The 15007-nt window shown below is 69.7% G+C and carries 15 protein-coding genes; 7 read left to right on the forward strand and 8 right to left on the reverse strand.

Going from position 1 to position 15007, the window contains the following annotated elements; translation table 11 throughout:
* Positions 1–4: 4 nt before the first annotated feature.
* A complete protein-coding gene (locus ACIGXP_RS05525) occupies positions 5–2617 on the reverse strand; it encodes a DUF6185 family protein (protein WP_399764299.1) in 2613 nt (870 codons plus the stop codon).
* A gap of 181 nt (positions 2618–2798) precedes the next feature.
* Here ACIGXP_RS05525 and ACIGXP_RS05530 point away from each other — a divergent pair, with 181 nt between their 5' ends.
* Positions 2799–3197 carry a hypothetical protein gene (locus tag ACIGXP_RS05530; protein WP_399764302.1) on the forward strand — a complete coding sequence of 133 codons (399 nt, stop codon included), beginning with the start codon at positions 2799–2801 and terminating at the stop codon, positions 3195–3197.
* Between the two features lie 64 nt (positions 3198–3261).
* Here ACIGXP_RS05530 and ACIGXP_RS05535 read toward each other — a convergent pair whose 3' ends face one another.
* Genes ACIGXP_RS05535 through ACIGXP_RS05545 form a run of 3 tightly spaced genes read right to left on the reverse strand, consistent with a single transcriptional unit; the run spans position 3262 to position 6332 of the window.
* Complete coding sequence (locus ACIGXP_RS05535; protein ID WP_363216029.1) at positions 3262–4395, reverse strand: Mrp/NBP35 family ATP-binding protein; 1134 nt, start codon at positions 4393–4395, stop codon at positions 3262–3264.
* 43 nt (positions 4396–4438) lie between these two features.
* Entirely contained in the window at positions 4439–5053 is a 615-nt protein-coding gene (locus tag ACIGXP_RS05540; RefSeq protein ID WP_363216030.1) for a DUF1003 domain-containing protein, read from the reverse strand.
* Entirely contained in the window at positions 5043–6332 is a 1290-nt protein-coding gene (locus ACIGXP_RS05545; RefSeq protein WP_363216031.1) for a magnesium transporter MgtE N-terminal domain-containing protein, read from the reverse strand. The genes ACIGXP_RS05540 and ACIGXP_RS05545 overlap by 11 nt, the downstream gene beginning before the upstream one ends.
* 225 nt (positions 6333–6557) lie before the next feature.
* On the opposite strand from ACIGXP_RS05545, the gene ACIGXP_RS05550 reads away from it, so the two are divergent.
* Positions 6558–7307 (forward strand): hypothetical protein, encoded by a 750-nt coding sequence (locus ACIGXP_RS05550; RefSeq protein ID WP_363216032.1) that lies wholly within the window; start codon positions 6558–6560, stop codon positions 7305–7307.
* Between the two features lie 103 nt (positions 7308–7410).
* Here ACIGXP_RS05550 and ACIGXP_RS05555 read toward each other — a convergent pair whose 3' ends face one another.
* Positions 7411–7926: a hypothetical protein gene (locus ACIGXP_RS05555; protein WP_363216033.1), complete on the reverse strand. Its 516-nt coding sequence runs from the start codon at positions 7924–7926 to the stop codon at positions 7411–7413.
* Positions 7927–7950: 24 nt separating this feature from the next.
* The gene (locus tag ACIGXP_RS05560; RefSeq protein ID WP_399764307.1) at positions 7951–9081 is read right to left on the reverse strand and encodes a magnesium and cobalt transport protein CorA; all 1131 of its coding nucleotides are present in this window, start codon (positions 9079–9081) and stop codon (positions 7951–7953) included.
* A 491-nt stretch (positions 9082–9572) separates the two neighbouring features.
* Between ACIGXP_RS05560 and ACIGXP_RS05565 the strand changes: the two genes are divergently transcribed.
* The 4 genes from ACIGXP_RS05565 to ACIGXP_RS05580 all read left to right on the forward strand — a co-directional run bounded on the left by ACIGXP_RS05565 (position 9573) and on the right by ACIGXP_RS05580 (position 12732).
* On the forward strand, positions 9573–10157 hold the full coding sequence (locus tag ACIGXP_RS05565) for a suppressor of fused domain protein (RefSeq protein WP_363216035.1): 585 nt from the start codon (positions 9573–9575) through the stop codon (positions 10155–10157).
* Positions 10158–10378: 221 nt separating this feature from the next.
* Positions 10379–11020, forward strand: coding sequence for a DUF6758 family protein (locus ACIGXP_RS05570; RefSeq protein ID WP_363216036.1), 642 nt, complete (start codon positions 10379–10381; stop codon positions 11018–11020).
* Between the two features lie 186 nt (positions 11021–11206).
* Positions 11207–12064: a PHP domain-containing protein gene (locus ACIGXP_RS05575; protein WP_399764311.1), complete on the forward strand. Its 858-nt coding sequence runs from the start codon at positions 11207–11209 to the stop codon at positions 12062–12064.
* Between the two features lie 62 nt (positions 12065–12126).
* Positions 12127–12732, forward strand: a complete 606-nt coding sequence (locus tag ACIGXP_RS05580) for a MarC family protein (RefSeq protein ID WP_363216038.1) — start codon at positions 12127–12129, stop codon at positions 12730–12732.
* Between the two features lie 54 nt (positions 12733–12786).
* Here ACIGXP_RS05580 and ACIGXP_RS05585 read toward each other — a convergent pair whose 3' ends face one another.
* Positions 12787–12939, reverse strand: a complete 153-nt coding sequence (locus ACIGXP_RS05585; protein WP_019058373.1) for a hypothetical protein — start codon at positions 12937–12939, stop codon at positions 12787–12789.
* Positions 12940–13156: 217 nt separating this feature from the next.
* Between ACIGXP_RS05585 and ACIGXP_RS05590 the strand changes: the two genes are divergently transcribed.
* Positions 13157–14059 (forward strand): NYN domain-containing protein, encoded by a 903-nt coding sequence (locus ACIGXP_RS05590; RefSeq protein WP_363216049.1) that lies wholly within the window; start codon positions 13157–13159, stop codon positions 14057–14059.
* On the opposite strand, the gene ACIGXP_RS05595 is transcribed toward ACIGXP_RS05590, so the two are convergent.
* Positions 14056–14937 carry an alpha/beta fold hydrolase gene (locus ACIGXP_RS05595; protein WP_399764316.1) on the reverse strand — a complete coding sequence of 294 codons (882 nt, stop codon included), beginning with the start codon at positions 14935–14937 and terminating at the stop codon, positions 14056–14058. The genes ACIGXP_RS05590 and ACIGXP_RS05595 overlap by 4 nt on opposite strands.
* Positions 14938–15007 lie beyond the last annotated feature (70 nt).

Consider the following 15007-nt stretch of genomic DNA (forward strand, 5'->3'; position numbering starts at 1 on the left):
CTGCTCAGTGTTTCAGGTTGCGGTAAAGCGTCGCTGCGGCAACGAGCTGGACCAAGAGCCAGGCGATCTGACCTGACAGGCCGCGCAGCTGGTAGATCGACACCAGCAGGGCGAACGGGCTCGCCCAGTACTGCCGCTCCTCCCGGAAGGTCGCCATGTCCATCCAGATGCTGGTGAGCGTCAGGACGCTGAGCAGGAGCACGGTGTACAGGATGAGCTGACCGGGATCTTCGTCCGTGAGCTTGATCACCGCAGCGGCCATCAATCCGGGGATGCCGTAGGCAATGGTGAGCACCCATGCCCGAGCCTGGCTCCGGCGTCCGGGCAGCAGACGCCACAGCGCTCCGAGGGTGAAGCCGGCGGCCCCCCACGCCAACTGATAGAGAATCAGGTTGGCGATGAAGTCCGGCAGGCCGGTGGGGCCGTAGAGGGCTTGCTCCTGGGTATAGAAGTCCTGCAACTGAAAATAGACAAGGAGCGCAGTGGCCGGCGTTCCGAACCAGAATGCGAGACGTGCCGCGCGTGTCGCGTTGGACCACCAATGTCCCTCCGGTCCCCAGGCCAGGGCGACGTCCAGCACCGAAATCTGCTCCGGCGGATTCCCTCTGGCGCACGCGGCGACCAGCCACTGACGGAGCCGGCGCAGCTGGTCTTCCAGTTGCTCGCAGGTGACCGCGCCTGCGTGCCCCTGGTTCAGCAGGTACATCTGGTGGTTCACGTTGCGGTATTCGTGGGCCTTGGCCATCAATTCGCGCCGGTGTTTCTCGGTGCCCAGCCTCTGCACGCAGAAACGGTCTCCCAGCTGGCTCATTACGGACCATCGGCGCCCCATGGCGAGAACGATGTAAAAGGAAACAATGTTCAGTGGCAGCCAGACGCCGTACAGTGCGCTGGCGCCGACGAAGTTCGTGGCCCTGAGCTGGACGAAGAAGACGAACATCAAGACGATCAGCAGGAGGTCCGATTTGTCAGGCCCCCGGGAGAAGCGTTCGTATCGGCGACGGCCGTGTGCCTGGCGTGGCCTGTTGCGGAAGTGCAGCAGGGCCAGCAGTGCGATGCCTGTCAATACCCAGCTGTAGGCGGAAAGCCAAGTCAGGTCGGTGAAGAAGAATTTCGCCAAGACGTTGTTCACGGATTTGCTGTAGTCGGCCGAGTCATTGCGCTCGACAAGCCAGCTGATCCGCAGCCACCGTTGCTCGTTCACCCACCAGGCCCATGCGAGCAGAGCCACGGCGACGCCCGCCAGCAGGCAACCGACGGCGGCGACGCACTGGGCCGGATCCCTTTCCCACCGCGCGGCCCAGCGCCCGCGCAGCAGTCCTCCTTCGCGTGCGAAACGCCATGCCCAGGCGGCCATCGCGGCCAACCACAACCACATGGTCGCCAGGCCGAGCAGGACGAGCCCCGCGCGCCCCAAGGCGGTTGCCGTCTTCGGCTGCAGGTCCTCAGGAAGCCCGAAGGCATCATGGGCCAGGACCACCAGCAAGCCGATGCCCGCAACCGAACAGACAGCTGAGACGACAGCGCGCGCCTGGCGACGCTGGACGTCTTCTGGGCGTGCCGACTCGTCAGGTACGGCGCCGGGCGCGGCCGGTGGCGCATGGCGGCCCCACGGGCGGGCGGCGAAAACCAGGGCCAGGCCTGCGGGGATGCAGAGAAGGGCGTGCCACCGGTTTGACAGCTGCTGCTGTGAGAGGAGCAGCCGCAGCGTCAGGGCGACCGCCGCGCTGAGCAGGGCCCACTGCAGCAGCGTCTTCGGAAGGCTTGCTTCGCCCTGTGGGCCGGAGTTCTCGGCCTGACCTGTCGGTCGCTGGGGCACCACCGCACCCGAGGGTTGTCCGGCCGTCCCCTGCGCGGTGGCTGTTTCGGGGCGCCTGGCGCGGAGCGCGGCCAGAGCCAGCAGGATCGAGGCGGACACCCACCATGCGGCAATGCCTGCCGTGCTCCAGGACGACCGGCTGAGGAAGAGTGCCAAGGTGCGCTGCTGGGACAGTACGACCTCGCCCCTGACCTGCTCGGGGAGCTGGTTCTGCCACACCAGGGTGTTCTCGGTGGTGGACGACGCCTGTTCCGAGACGTCGTTGAAATTGAGACCACCCAGATCGGCCTCGATGTCTTTCCATCGGGTCGTTCGAAGCGTCGGCGGCCGGAGACAGAACACCCACTTCTTGCCTTGGGGAACGATCTGCCAAGGGCCTACCAGGATGGTTTTGTCCGAGGTGATCCAGTCGACCGCGACGTAGTGCACCTCGACCGAGGCGGCGGTGGCCTTCACCGTGGGGTCGTGGTGCCATTCGGTCCGCAATCCGGGAGCCTCGTCCCCGCGCAACAGGCATCGCATCGCCTGGCGGTATTCCGGAGAGTTCTCACTGAATGTCAGATGCGTGGCCAGTGGCCACTTCCTGGGCACGTCCACCGTGAAATCAGAAGTGACCTGAGGGTGGGCGCGCTTGTGCTGCTGCAACCGAAGCGTGGCGTGAACCGTGCTTCCCCTGAGGCCGTCAGAGTGACAGTCAGCACCGGCATTCCGCTGTGCCGCCCCAGCCGTGCCGCACCCCCACAGGCATGCCACCAGCACCAAAAACGACAGCAGCCGCCACCGCCGAGTCATCACCATCGGGCCGACACCTCTCCCTGTCCCCGGTGAATCTAGGCAAGGTGTTGTACATGTCATGCGCGGACACACGGCGGGCCCTCTGACTCACACCCCATTGGGGGCGTGCCAGTGGCATTTGCACGGGCCGGGTCGGCGGTCGACAATGGAAGCCGGTGACCGTCAGCCGATTGACGGAGGACCCATGACCGACACCAAGGTGGGCGCCCTCCTTCGAAATTCGCTTCCCCGCTTCGAGGAGGCCGAAGGACTGGGGCCCCAGGACGCCGAGTTCGTCAAGGACCTGGTGGCGGTACTGGCCAAGCACGGGAATCTGAACCGTTTCGGCCTGTGCCTGCTGCACGACCACTTCCCGCTCGCCGCGGACGAGGTGCTGGTCGAGACGAACGACCCAGAGGCCCGCACGCTCCACGCTCATGTGGAGAAGGCGGACCGGACACGGCACGCCAAGGCATCGCAGTGGCGGTTCGTGCCGCATGCCGAACGCGAGCCGGGCGGGGCCCGCGAAGCAGGCCCCTGTCAGGAGATCATGCTGTGTACCACGCTCGACCTGTGCCCGGGGCGCGAGGACGAGGAAGGCTAGGGGCCGAGCGCCAGGACGGCCAGGGGTGCCGCTCGTAGAAGTCGGCGCCCCTCCGTCGTACCGGTCAGAACTTGTTCTTCGGCGTGATCCCCAGCGACAACCCCGACAACCCTCGCTGCCGCCCGCCCAGCTTGCCCGCGATCGCGCGCAGCGCCGAGCCCGCCGGGGAGTCCGGGTCGGTCAGGACCACCGGCTTGCCCTCGTCGCCGCCCTCGCGCAGGCGCACGTCGATCGGGATCGAGCCGAGGACGGGAACCGAGGTGCCCGTCGTGCGGGTCAGGCCGTCGGCGACCAGCTGGCCGCCGCCCGTGCCGAAGACGTCGACCATCTCGCCGCAGTGCGGGCAGGGCAGGCCGGACATGTTCTCGACCACGCCGACGATCTTCTGATGGGTCTGGACCGCGATGGAGCCGGCCCGCTCGGCCACCTCCGCCGCCGCCTGCTGCGGGGTCGTCACGACCAGGATCTCGGCGTTCGGGATCAGCTGGGCGATCGAGATGGCGATGTCGCCGGTGCCGGGCGGGAGGTCCAGGAGCAGGACGTCCAGGTCGCCCCAGTAGACGTCCGCCAGGAACTGCTGCAGGGCGCGGTGCAGCATCGGTCCGCGCCAGACGACCGGGGCGTTGCCCGGGGTGAACATGCCGATGGAGATGACCTTCACGCCGTTCGCCGACGGCGGCATGATCATGTTCTCGACCTGGGTGGGACGGCCGTCCGCGCCCAGCATGCGCGGCACCGAGTGGCCGTAGATGTCGGCGTCGACCACGCCGACCTTCAGGCCGTCGGCAGCCATCGCCGCCGCCAGGTTGACCGTCACCGAGGACTTGCCGACGCCGCCCTTGCCGGAGGCGACCGCGTAGACACGGGTGAGGTTGCCGGGCTTGGCGAAGGGGACCTCGCGTTCGGCCTGGCCGCCGCGCAGGGCCGTCGCCAGCTCCTTGCGCTGTTCGTCGCTCATGACGTCGAGCGTGACGTCGACGCGGGTGACGCCCTCGACCCGGGAGACCGCCTCGGTGACGCGCTGGGTGATGGTGTCGCGCATGGGGCAGCCGGAGACCGTCAGATAGACGGTGACCGCAACCGCTCCGTCCGCGCCGATCTCCACCGATTTGACCATCCCCAGCTCGGTGATGGGTCGGTGGATCTCGGGGTCGTTCACCGTCGCCAGTGCCTCGCGCACCGCGTCTTCCGTAGCCATAAGGACGATGGTACGGCGCGCCGAGGGACCTGAGGGATGCCCCTCAGCGGTCGTCTGTGTCACGTCCCGGGGGGCGTTCTGTCCGTTCTGCCGGGAATACGATATGGCCGGGGTGCCCGTCGTGACGGCGGCGCTCCTCCAACTCCTTGACCAGGTCCTGCAGCTCCGAGCGGATCCAGTCGCGGGTGGCCACCTCGCCCAGGCCCATGCGCAGCGCGGCCACCTCCCGGGTCAGGTACTCGGTGTCGGCGATGGACCGCTCGTTCTGCTTGCGGTCCTGCTCCAGGTTGACCCGGTCGCGGTCGTCCTGCCTGTTCTGCGCGAGCAGGATCAGCGGGGCCGCGTAGGAGGCCTGCAGGGAGAGCATCAGGGTCAGGAAGATGAAGGGGTATTCGTCGAAGCGCAGGTCGCGGGGCGCGACGACGTTCCACACCACCCACGCGATGATGACGACCGTCATCCAGACGATGAAGCGTCCCGTGCCCAGGAAGCGGGCGATGCGCTCCGACAGCCGGCCGAAGGCCTCCGGGTCCCACTCGGGCAGGAACCGGTGGCGCGGCGGGCGCGGCTGGTCCAGACGGGGCGCGCGGGGCCGGCCGGCGGCCGTGGCGCCCGCCGGGGTGCTGCGCTCACGGGTGCTCTCACGCTCAGGAGCCATGTGCGGCCGCCCCCTCTCCCTCGTCCAGATGGAACTCGGTCTCCCGCCAGTCCTCCGGCAGCATGTGGTCCAGTACGTCGTCCACGGTCACCGCGCCCAGCAGCGACCCGGACTCGTCCACCACGGGCGCGGCCACCATGTCGTACGTGGCGAAGAACCCGGCGATGACGGGCAGTGCGGCGTCCGGGGCCAGGGTCTGCAGGTCCTCGTCCACGAGCGAGCTGACCAGCGTGTACGGGGGGTCGCGCAGCAGCCGCTGGAAGTGGACGGTGCCCAGGTACTTGCCGGTCGGGGTCTCGTCGGGCGGCCGGCAGACGTAGACCTGGGCGGCGAGGGCGGGGGAGAGGTCGGGGTTGCGGACCCGGGCGAGCGCGTCGGCGACCGTGGCGTCCGGGCGCAGCACGATCGGCTCGGTGGTCATCAGACCGCCGGCCGTGTGCTCCTCGTACGACATCAGGCGGCGCATGTCGGCCGCGTCGGACGGCTGCATCAGGCTCAGCAGCCGCTCCTTGTCCTCCTCGGGCAGCTCGGAGAGCAGGTCGGCCGCGTCGTCGGGGTCCATGGCCTCCAGGACGTCCGCCGCGCGCTCCTCCTTCAGCTTGCCGAGGATCTCGATCTGGTCGTCCTCGGGGAGTTCTTCGAGTACGTCGGCCAGGCGGTCGTCGTCGAGCGCGGCGGCGACCTCGGCGCGCCGTTTGGGGGAGAGGTGGTGCAGGACGTTGGCGAGGTCGGCCGGGCGCAGCTGCTCGAAGGTGGCGAGCAGGCTCTCGGCGCCCTGCCCGTGCTCCTCCAGTGAGAACCCGGTGACGGCGGACCACTCGACGGTCAGCGTCTCTCCCCTGGCCCGCCGGAAGGCGGTCGCCTTGCGGCCCTTGCGGACGAAGACGCGGTCGACCTCCCAGTCGCGGCGGGCGGGCAGCTGCTGCACGGACACGTCGAGGACGGTGACCTCCTCGCCGGTCTCCGCCAGCCGCACGCGGCGGTCCAGCAGCTCGCCGAAGACCAGCCGCTCGGTGGGCCGCTGCTCGAAGCGCCGGACGTTCATCACGCCGGTGGTGATGACCTGCCCGGACTCGACGCCGGTGATCCGGGTCATGGGCAGGAAGATACGGCGCCGGGTGGCCAGTTCGACGACCAGCCCGAGCAGCCGCGGGGGCCTGCGGCCCACGCGCAGCATCACGACCAGATCGCGGACCCGGCCCACCTGGTCGCCGCTCGGGTCGAAGACGGGGACCCCGGCGAGATGCGAGACGAAGATCCGGGGGGCGCCGGCTGCCATGACTGTGCTTCCTCTGCTGACGTGCCTGGGAATCGCCCTTTGATCGGGTGTTCCGCTTTCTTTGTGAATTGCTCGGATTTGCCCGCTCGGGTGCGCTTCAGGCTAGCCCGTACTGCTCGGATACGCCCTGGTGGGGAGTCCGGACGGACTGGCTCCGCCGGGCGGCCCGGGCACCGGTACGCTGCGGTACTCCGCTCTGGAACCGTCAGAAAGGCGACCCCACCTGTGACTGCGATTCCCCTGGGCCGCGCCCGCCGGGCCGCGCGGGTGACCGCGTTGTGCGCCTTCGCTGTGACGGGGACGGCGGTGCTGACCGGGTGCGGTGGCGGCGATCCGGACGCGGGGACGAACGGTGTGGGCAAGCTGCCCGCCGACCGGATCCAGGCGAAGACACGGGCTGCCGCCCAGGGGGCGCCGGCGGTACGGCTGTCCGGGACCGTTGTCACCAGCGGGCGGACGTACGAGCTGGACATGCAGCTGAAGGCCGACGGCGGCACCGGGTCGGTGACCTCGAAGGGAGCGACCTTCAAGCTGCTCAGGGTCGGGAAGCAGCTGTATCTGAAGGCCGACGCGGGCTTCTGGAACCAGGCCGACGGCAAGGGCGACGGGGACGGCGCGGCGGGGAAGCTGAACGGCAAGTACGTGAAGGTGCCGCAGGGCGACCCCGCGTACCGGAAGTTCAGCGGTTTCACGGACAAGGACGTCCTCCTCGACGGGCTGCTGACACTGCACGGCACACTGGCGACGGACGGCCACCACGATGATGCGGGTACCCGCACCATCCGCATCACCGGCGACAAGGGCTCCGGCGGCACGCTGGACGTCTCCCTCCAGGGACAGCCGTATCCCCTCCGCCTGGTCCGGGCCGGCGGCGCGGGCACGCTCACCTTCTCCGACTGGGGCAAGGACTTCGCCGTGGCCGAGCCCGCGAAGGGTGAGACGGTGGACTACGGCAGGCAGCTGCCGACGTCCTGAGCACCGGCGACTCTCCGCAGCGCCGGCGGCTCATGTCCGCCGCAACGGTGATCAACCACGACGGTGCCGAGCGGCGGTGCCGAACCGCGCCCAGCCCCTCGCGTCACTTTCCCTTCCGCCGCTTCGCCAGCAACTTCGGCAGCCCCGCAGGGACGGGCATCCGCGTGGTCGCCGCAGTCGCAACCGGAGGCTCGGCCAGGCTGCCGTCGGGCAACGGCGCCACCGCCCCCGCCGGAGCCAGGCGCAGCACCCGGCACTCGCGGGACCAGCGGGCCGGCATCTCCTCGCCGTCGGGGGCGTTCAGACGCTTGCCCTTCAGCTCGGCGACCGCCGCCTCCCACTCGGCGGAGCCGGGCGGCAGCTCGGACACGGTCGCCGGGAACGTCACCAGCCGGCCGCCCTTGTCCTTGCTGCGCACGGTCACCTCGGCGGAACCCCCGTCGGCCAGCCCCTCCAGCGGCTGCTCACCGGGTCCGTCACCGACCAGGCACACCGCGCCCTCGTGCCAGACGTGCCACAGGGCACGCGCGGCCGGGGCACCGGCGCCCCTGACCCAGATGAGGCCGGACTTCTTGGCGGCCTCCTCGATGAGGGCCCGGTCGAGCAGCTCGCTTGTCATGCGCCCAGCCTATCCAGCGCCCGCTCACAGCCAGCCGTTGCGCTTGAGTGTGCGGTGGATGCCGAGACAGATGACGACCGTGATGCCCATGATCACCGGGTAGCCGTACTTCCAGTGCAGCTCGGGCATGTACGTGAAGTTCATGCCGTAGACCCCGCACACCATCGTCGGTACGGCGATGATCGCCGCCCAGGCGGTGATCTTGCGCATGTCCTCGTTCTGCGCCACGGACGCCTGCGCCAGGTTGGCCTGGAGGATGGAGTTGAGGAGTTCGTCGAAGCCCAGTACCTGCTCCTGGACCCGGGCGAGGTGGTCGGCGACGTCCCGGAAGTACTTCTGGATGTCCGGGTCGATCAGCCGCATCGGCCGCTCGCTCAGCAGCTGCATCGGCCGCAGCAGGGGCGCCACCGCCCGCTTGAACTCCAGTACCTCACGCTTGAGTTGGTAGATCCGCGCCGAGTCCACACCCCGGGACACCCCGCCCTTGCGGCCCGGCGAGAACACCTCGGTCTCCACCTCGTCGATGTCGTCCTGCACCGCGTCGGCGACCGCGATGTAGCCGTCCACGACATGGTCGGCGATCGCGTGCAGCACCGCCGAGGGGCCCTTGGCGAGCAGCTCCGGGTCGTCCTGCAGGCGGTGGCGCAGCGCCCTGAGCGAGCCCTGACCGCCGTGCCGCACGGTGATGAAGAAGTCCCGGCCGGTGAAGCACATGACCTCACCCGTCTCGACGACCTCGCTGTTGGCGGTGAGCCGGTCGTGCTCGACGTAGTGGATGGTCTTGAAGACGGTGAAGAGCGAGTCGTCGTACCGCTCCAGCTTGGGCCGCTGGTGCGCCTGCACCGCGTCCTCGACGGCCAGCGGGTGCAGCCCGAACTCGCTCGCGATACCGGCGAATTCGGCCTCGGTCGGCTCGTGCAGCCCGATCCACACGAACCCGCCGTCGCGCCGCACCAGCCGCATCGCCTCGTGCGGGGTGAGCGGCTTGGCGCTCGCGACACGGGCACCGTCGCGGTAGACGGCGCAGTCCACGACGGCCGAGGGCGTGGCGGGGTCGCGGGTGGTGTCGTACGACGGGCTGGACACGCCCGCGGGCTTGCGCAGCGAGACACGGGACGGACGGACCACGGCGCGCAGGTCGCGGATCATCGACATGGGCAGGCTCCTTCGCGACAGGCAACGAAAGACCGCCGGCGACGGGTGGAACTACCCGGAATGAGGACGTTTTCACTGCGGATGTTTGGCACGTCCACAAAGCGGGGAGCACCGCACCGTCGCGGTGGCGACTTCGCTACTGATGCAGAACTGATTCGATCAGGCAGATCGGGTGATCAGGGCAAAGCGAAACGAGGTGCTCTTCCGAAGGGCAACGCGCACGGGAAGGCGGCAGCAGCCAGCCAGAAAACAGCCAGTGACTACATCAACGGGCGATCAACGGGCGGAAGAGCGAGTGGTACTGCACGGTCGACTTCGATCCATGACAGCCCCACCTCCTCCGGCCGGTCCCTCGTAAGGGAGTCTCATCGGCGTCGGGACTCGATAGCGACGCTTCTACGTGCTGTCCCGAACCACCGGCTCAGCGTAGCAGCCGCCCGATGTGTCAAGGCGCCGCTTTGCCCGCTACTGACGAGTTCTATGCTCACCGCATGGTTGATGTTCTTCCTCTGGTCGAGGCACGGTTGACCACCGCGCTGGGCGAACCGGACGCGCGCGCCGCCGTCACCTTCCTCGGCACGGACCGCATCGAGGTGCTCCGGTTCCAGGAGGGGGACGTTGTGCGGTACGCCACCCTCGGTATGTCCGCGCACCCCATGACCGATCCCACCGCGACGCTCGCCGACCCGGTCAAGGGCCCTCGCGCCGAGCTGGTCCTCTCCGTCCGCGCAGGTGTCGCCGACACCGACAAGGTGCTCCGTCCGCTCGCCGTGCTGGCCGCGTCACCGCAGGTGGAGGGGCTGATCGTGGCCCCGGGCGGCTCCCTGGACGTGGGTGACCCGCTGTGGCCCGGCGCCCCCTTCACCTCGGTCCTGGTGGGCGAGCCCGGCGGCCTGGTGGAGGACCTGGAGCTGGACGACCCGATGGAGCCCGTACGGTTCCTGCCGCTGCTGCCGATGACCCCGAACGAGGCCGCCTGGAAGCGGGTGCACGGCGCCCAGGCCCTCCAGGAGCGGTGGCTCGCGAACGGGACGGACCTGCGCGACCCCGCCCGCAGGTCCGTCCCGCTGGAGTAGGCGTCGGCGTGAGCAACCTCACCAAGTGACGCCGGGGTGCGGTCAGTTGGCAAGGACGCCGGCCCCGTCCTCGACGGCGTGCCTCGGCGCCGGTCCCTGCGCCTTCCGGGCGGGCGCTCGGTGCCGTACGACGACCACCGCCGTGGCCGCCGCCACCGTGTTCCCTCCGGACGGGTGATCGTCCTTGACGTGGGCGGGCAGGGGTAGGACCGTGGAGCCCTATGAGGGGCGAACCCAGTTGCCCGCGGTGTGGTGGCCGGGTCAGGGCTCCCGGTCTCTTCGCCGATGCGTGGCAGTGTGATGTGCACGGCACGGTGTATCCGCTGCAGCCCGTGATCCCGCCCAGCGTCGAAGCCCTCGGTGCCGTCGTGCACCGCACGCACGTCCCGCTGTGGATGCCCTGGCCGCTGCCGGTCGGCTGGCTCTTCACGGGCGTGGCCTACGCCGGCGACGACCGCAGCGGCGGCCGCGCGACCGCCGTGGCCTGCTCCGGACCCGGTCCGCTCGGCGGCCCCGGGGAGCTGATCCTGGTCGCCGAGGAACTCGGTGTCGGTCTCGGCGCGCGGTACGCGGGCATCGACGGCCCGGACCCGGGGTCGTACATGAACATCGAGAAGCCGCCCCAGGCCAAGGTCCTGGCCGCCGGCCGCCCGACCCCGCTCTGGCACGTCTACCGCACCCCGGACGACCGCGCGGTCTTCGCCGGCGAGGCCCTCGGGATGTGGCTGTGGGCGGTGATGTGGCCCGAGCAGTCCGCGCTGCTCATGTACGACGAGCTGGTGCTGACGGATCTGCGGGACGCGGGGGCGGAGCTGGATCTGGTGCCCTGCGGAGCGTTGTCGCCGCGCTTGCTTCGGCCGTAGCGCCCACCGGGGTGCCGGGAGCTTTCTCGTCGGCGGGTGCGGGTGCGTTGTGGCTTGTCGCGCATTTCACCGCGCCCCCAGGGGGTGCAGTAGGGGGCGCCGAGTGGTTGCGGGTGTGACAGGGGGCGTGGAAAACCCGGCTATCCTTAGGTGTCCCCTTCCGTACCGTCATCGCCTGGAGTTTGCGTGCGCATCGATCTGCACTGTCACTCCACGGCCTCCGACGGTACGGACACGCCGGCCGAGCTGGTGCGGAATGCCGCCGCCGCCGGGCTGGACGTCGTCGCGCTGACGGATCACGACACCACCCGTGGGTACGCCGAGGCGGTCGCCGCGCTGCCCGAGGGGCTCACGCTGGTCACCGGCGCCGAGCTGTCCTGTCGTATCGACGGCATCTCCATGCACCTGCTGGCCTATCTCTTCGATCCCGAGGAGCCCGCTCTGCTCGCCGAGCGTGAGCTGGTGCGGGACGACCGGGTACCGCGGGCCAAGGGCATGATCGCCAAGCTGGACGCGCTGGGCGTGCCGGTCACCTGGGAGCAGGTCGAGCGGATCGCCGCCGGCGGCTCCGTGGGGCGCCCGCACATTGCGACGGCGCTGGTCGAGCTGGGTGTCGTGCCGACGGTGAGCGACGCGTTCACCGAGGAGTGGCTGGCCGACGGCGGCCGGGCCTTCGTGGAGAAGCACGAGACCGACCCCTTCGAGGCGATCCGGCTGGTCAAGGGCGCGGGCGGGGTCTGTGTGTTCGCGCACCCGGCCGCCGCCAAGCGGGGTCGCACGGTCCCGGAGGCGGCGATCGCCGAGATGGCCGCGGCCGGTCTGGACGGCATCGAGGTCGACCACATGGATCACGACGCCGAGGCGCGCGACCGGCTGCGGGGGCTGGCGAAGGAGCTGGATCTGCTGGTCACGGGCTCCTCGGACTATCACGGCAGCCGCAAGACCGTGTCGCTGGGCGCCTACACGACCGACCCCGAGGTGTACGGGGAGATCACGCGACGGGCGACCGGGGCGTTCCCGGTGCCGGGCACCGGCGGGGCCTGAGGCCGTCAGCGGCCCTCACACGCCCTCAGTTCACCCTTTCCAGCAAGGCCAGTACTTCCCCCATGTTCGACATCGCCGTCTTCGGCTCCCTGTTCCTGACCCTTTTCGTCATCATGGATCCCCCGGGGATCACCCCGATCTTCCTCGCCCTCACCGCCGGCCGTCCGGCCAAGGTGCAGAAGCGCATGGCCTTCCAGGCCGTGTGCGTGGCGGGCGGGGTCATCGCCACGTTCGGCGTCCTGGGCCATCAGATCCTCGACTACCTGCACGTCTCCGTCCCCGCGCTGATGATCGCGGGCGGCCTGCTGCTCCTGCTGATCGCGCTGGACCTGCTCACCGGCAAGACCGACGAGCCGAAGCAGACCAAGGACGTGAACGTGGCGCTCGTACCGCTGGGCATGCCGCTGCTGGCGGGACCCGGTGCGATCGTGTCCGTGATCCTGGCCGTGCAGAAGGCCGGCAGTGTGGCCACGCAGATCTCGGTGTGGTCCGCGATCCTCGCGATCCATGTCGTGCTGTGGCTGGTGATGCGTTACTCGCTGCTGATCATCCGCGTCATCAAGGACGGCGGTGTCGTGCTGGTGACACGGCTGGCGGGCATGATGCTCTCCGCGATCGCCGTGCAGCAGATCATCAACGGGATCACTCAGGTGATCCGGGGGAGCTGACCCTCGTCGGCTCGGCTCCCCCGGAAAGCTTGAGTGGCGCGGAACGCGTGGGCGTTACGAGGCCTTGGTCTCGGCCGGGCGGATCCACAGGCGCTGTCCGATGGCGGCGGCCTGCTGAACGATCCGGTTGACGGAGGCGGCGTCCACGACGGTGCTGTCCACGGTGGTGCCGTCGACCTCGTCGAGTCGCATGATTTCGAAGCGCATGGGCTTCTCCCTTCGTCTGGTCATCCTCCTGCGGAGAACTACTTGGTGCACCGGTTGTGTATCCGGTGTCGTACGGAGTCAACACGTTCCTTGTTACAAACATTCCCTACGCTAAAGAAATTTTTCGAACGGCTAATTACTGACCGGTAAGTCGAGGTCGCGGGCACTCGCGGGACCGATCGGGACCGGTTGTGTTCGCAGCGTGACGGCCGGGACAATGGAGGCGATGAACGACGACCTGGCGGCCCTGGGCGCCCGCATCGACCGCACGAACGAGCTGCTGACACGCATGCTCGCCGAGGTGGCGAAGACGCCCTCCACCCACGCGATCTTCGTCGACGCGGGCTATCTCTACGCGGCGGCGGGCCGGCTGGTCGCGGGGACCGAGGACCGCCGGGCCTTCGACCTGGACGCCGAGGGCCTGATCGAGGCCCTCATCGACCGGGCCCGCTCGGTCTTCGCGGACAGCCGCCTGCTGCGCGTCTACTGGTACGACGGCGCCCGCCGCCGCATCCACACCGCCGAGCAGCAGGCCATCGCCGAACTGCCCGACGTCAAGGTCCGCCTGGGCAACCTCAACGCCAACAACCAGCAGAAGGGCGTCGACTCACTGATCCGCACGGATCTGGAGTCCCTCGCCCGGCACCGCGCCATCAGCGACGCGGCGCTCCTCGGCGGCGACGAGGACCTGGTCTCGGCGGTCGAGGCCGCGCAAGGGTACGGCGCCCGTGTCCACCTGTGGGGCATCGAGGCGCCCGAGGGCCGCAACCAGGCCGAGCCGCTGCTCTGGGAGGTCGACAGCCAGCGCACCCTCGACCTGGAGTTCTTCAAGCCGTACGTCTCCCGCCGCACCGCCGCCTACGAGGCCACCACCGGCGCCCGCCCCAGCCGCGAGGACGTCCGGTTCGTCGGCGCGCAGATCGCGGCCAAGTGGCTGGCCTCCCGGGGCCGCGAGGCCCTGGTCGAGCTGCTCCCCGGCCATCCCTATCTTCCCGGCTCCGTCGACCAGGACCTGCTGGTGGAGGCCGAGAGCCTGCTGCAGTACTCCCTGCGCGGCCAGGCGGACCTGCGCCGCGCCCTCAGGGACGGCTTCTGGGGCCATCTGCAGGCGCAGTTCTAGCCCCGTCCGCCCGCGGTGTCCCAGAAGTCGGCGAGGGCACGTGCCGTGGCCAGGGGCTGATCGGTGTTGGGGGAGTGCTCGGCACCCTCGATCACCGTCCGCCGCGCGTCCAGCCGTACCGCCATGTCATCCAGCAGCGGCAGGGGCCAGGTGTCGTCCCGCGAGCCGGACAGGACGTGGACCGGCAGCGGTACGGCGGCCAGTTCCGCGACCCGGTCCGGCTCGGTGCACAACTGGCGCCCGGTGGCGAGGAGTTGGGCGGGCTTGGTACCCAGCCAGCGGCGCCGCAGGTCGTTCCGGTCGTCCAGGCCGTCGTCGAGCGCGGGCGTCTCGGTCTCCTCGGGCGTCTCCATCGCCTGGATCGCCTCCCACACTTGCGCCATCGTCATCACGGTGAGCGCGTCCCGCAGCAGCTTCACGCGCTGTTGCTGGGACTCCGAGATCTGGGCGGGGCCGGACGCCATGAGGGTGAGCGACCGGAAGGGGGCGTGGTCGAGCAGGACGGCGGCACGGGAGATCTGCCCGCCGAGGGAGTGGCCCAGCAGATGCACCGGCTGCCCGAGTGCCCCGGCCTGGGCCAGCACGTCCCGCGCCAACTCCTGCTGCGCGTAGGCGGACTGATCGCTCTCGGGCCCGTCCGACTCGTGCTGCCCGCGCCCGTCCACGGCCACCGTGCGGTATCCGCGCGCCGCGAGCGGCACGTGCAGCGGATTGAAGTCCTCCTTGCTCCCGGTGAACCCCGGCAGCAACAGCGCGACCCCGCGGGGCTCGACCCCGTCGGCCACCGGAGCGTCGACAACGGCGAACTCCCCCCGCGCGGTCCGCAGGGAGTACGCCCGAGCACCGGGCGGCGGGACAAAGGTGGCGGGCTTGCTCATGGGGAGAGGCTATCGGGGAGGGGCAGGGGGCGCTGGGGGCGGGGCAGTCGGTGAGTACGGGGGACTGCTG

This window comes from Streptomyces sp. NPDC053069 (assembly GCF_044546895.1).
In the GTDB taxonomy this organism is placed as follows: domain Bacteria; phylum Actinomycetota; class Actinomycetes; order Streptomycetales; family Streptomycetaceae; genus Streptomyces.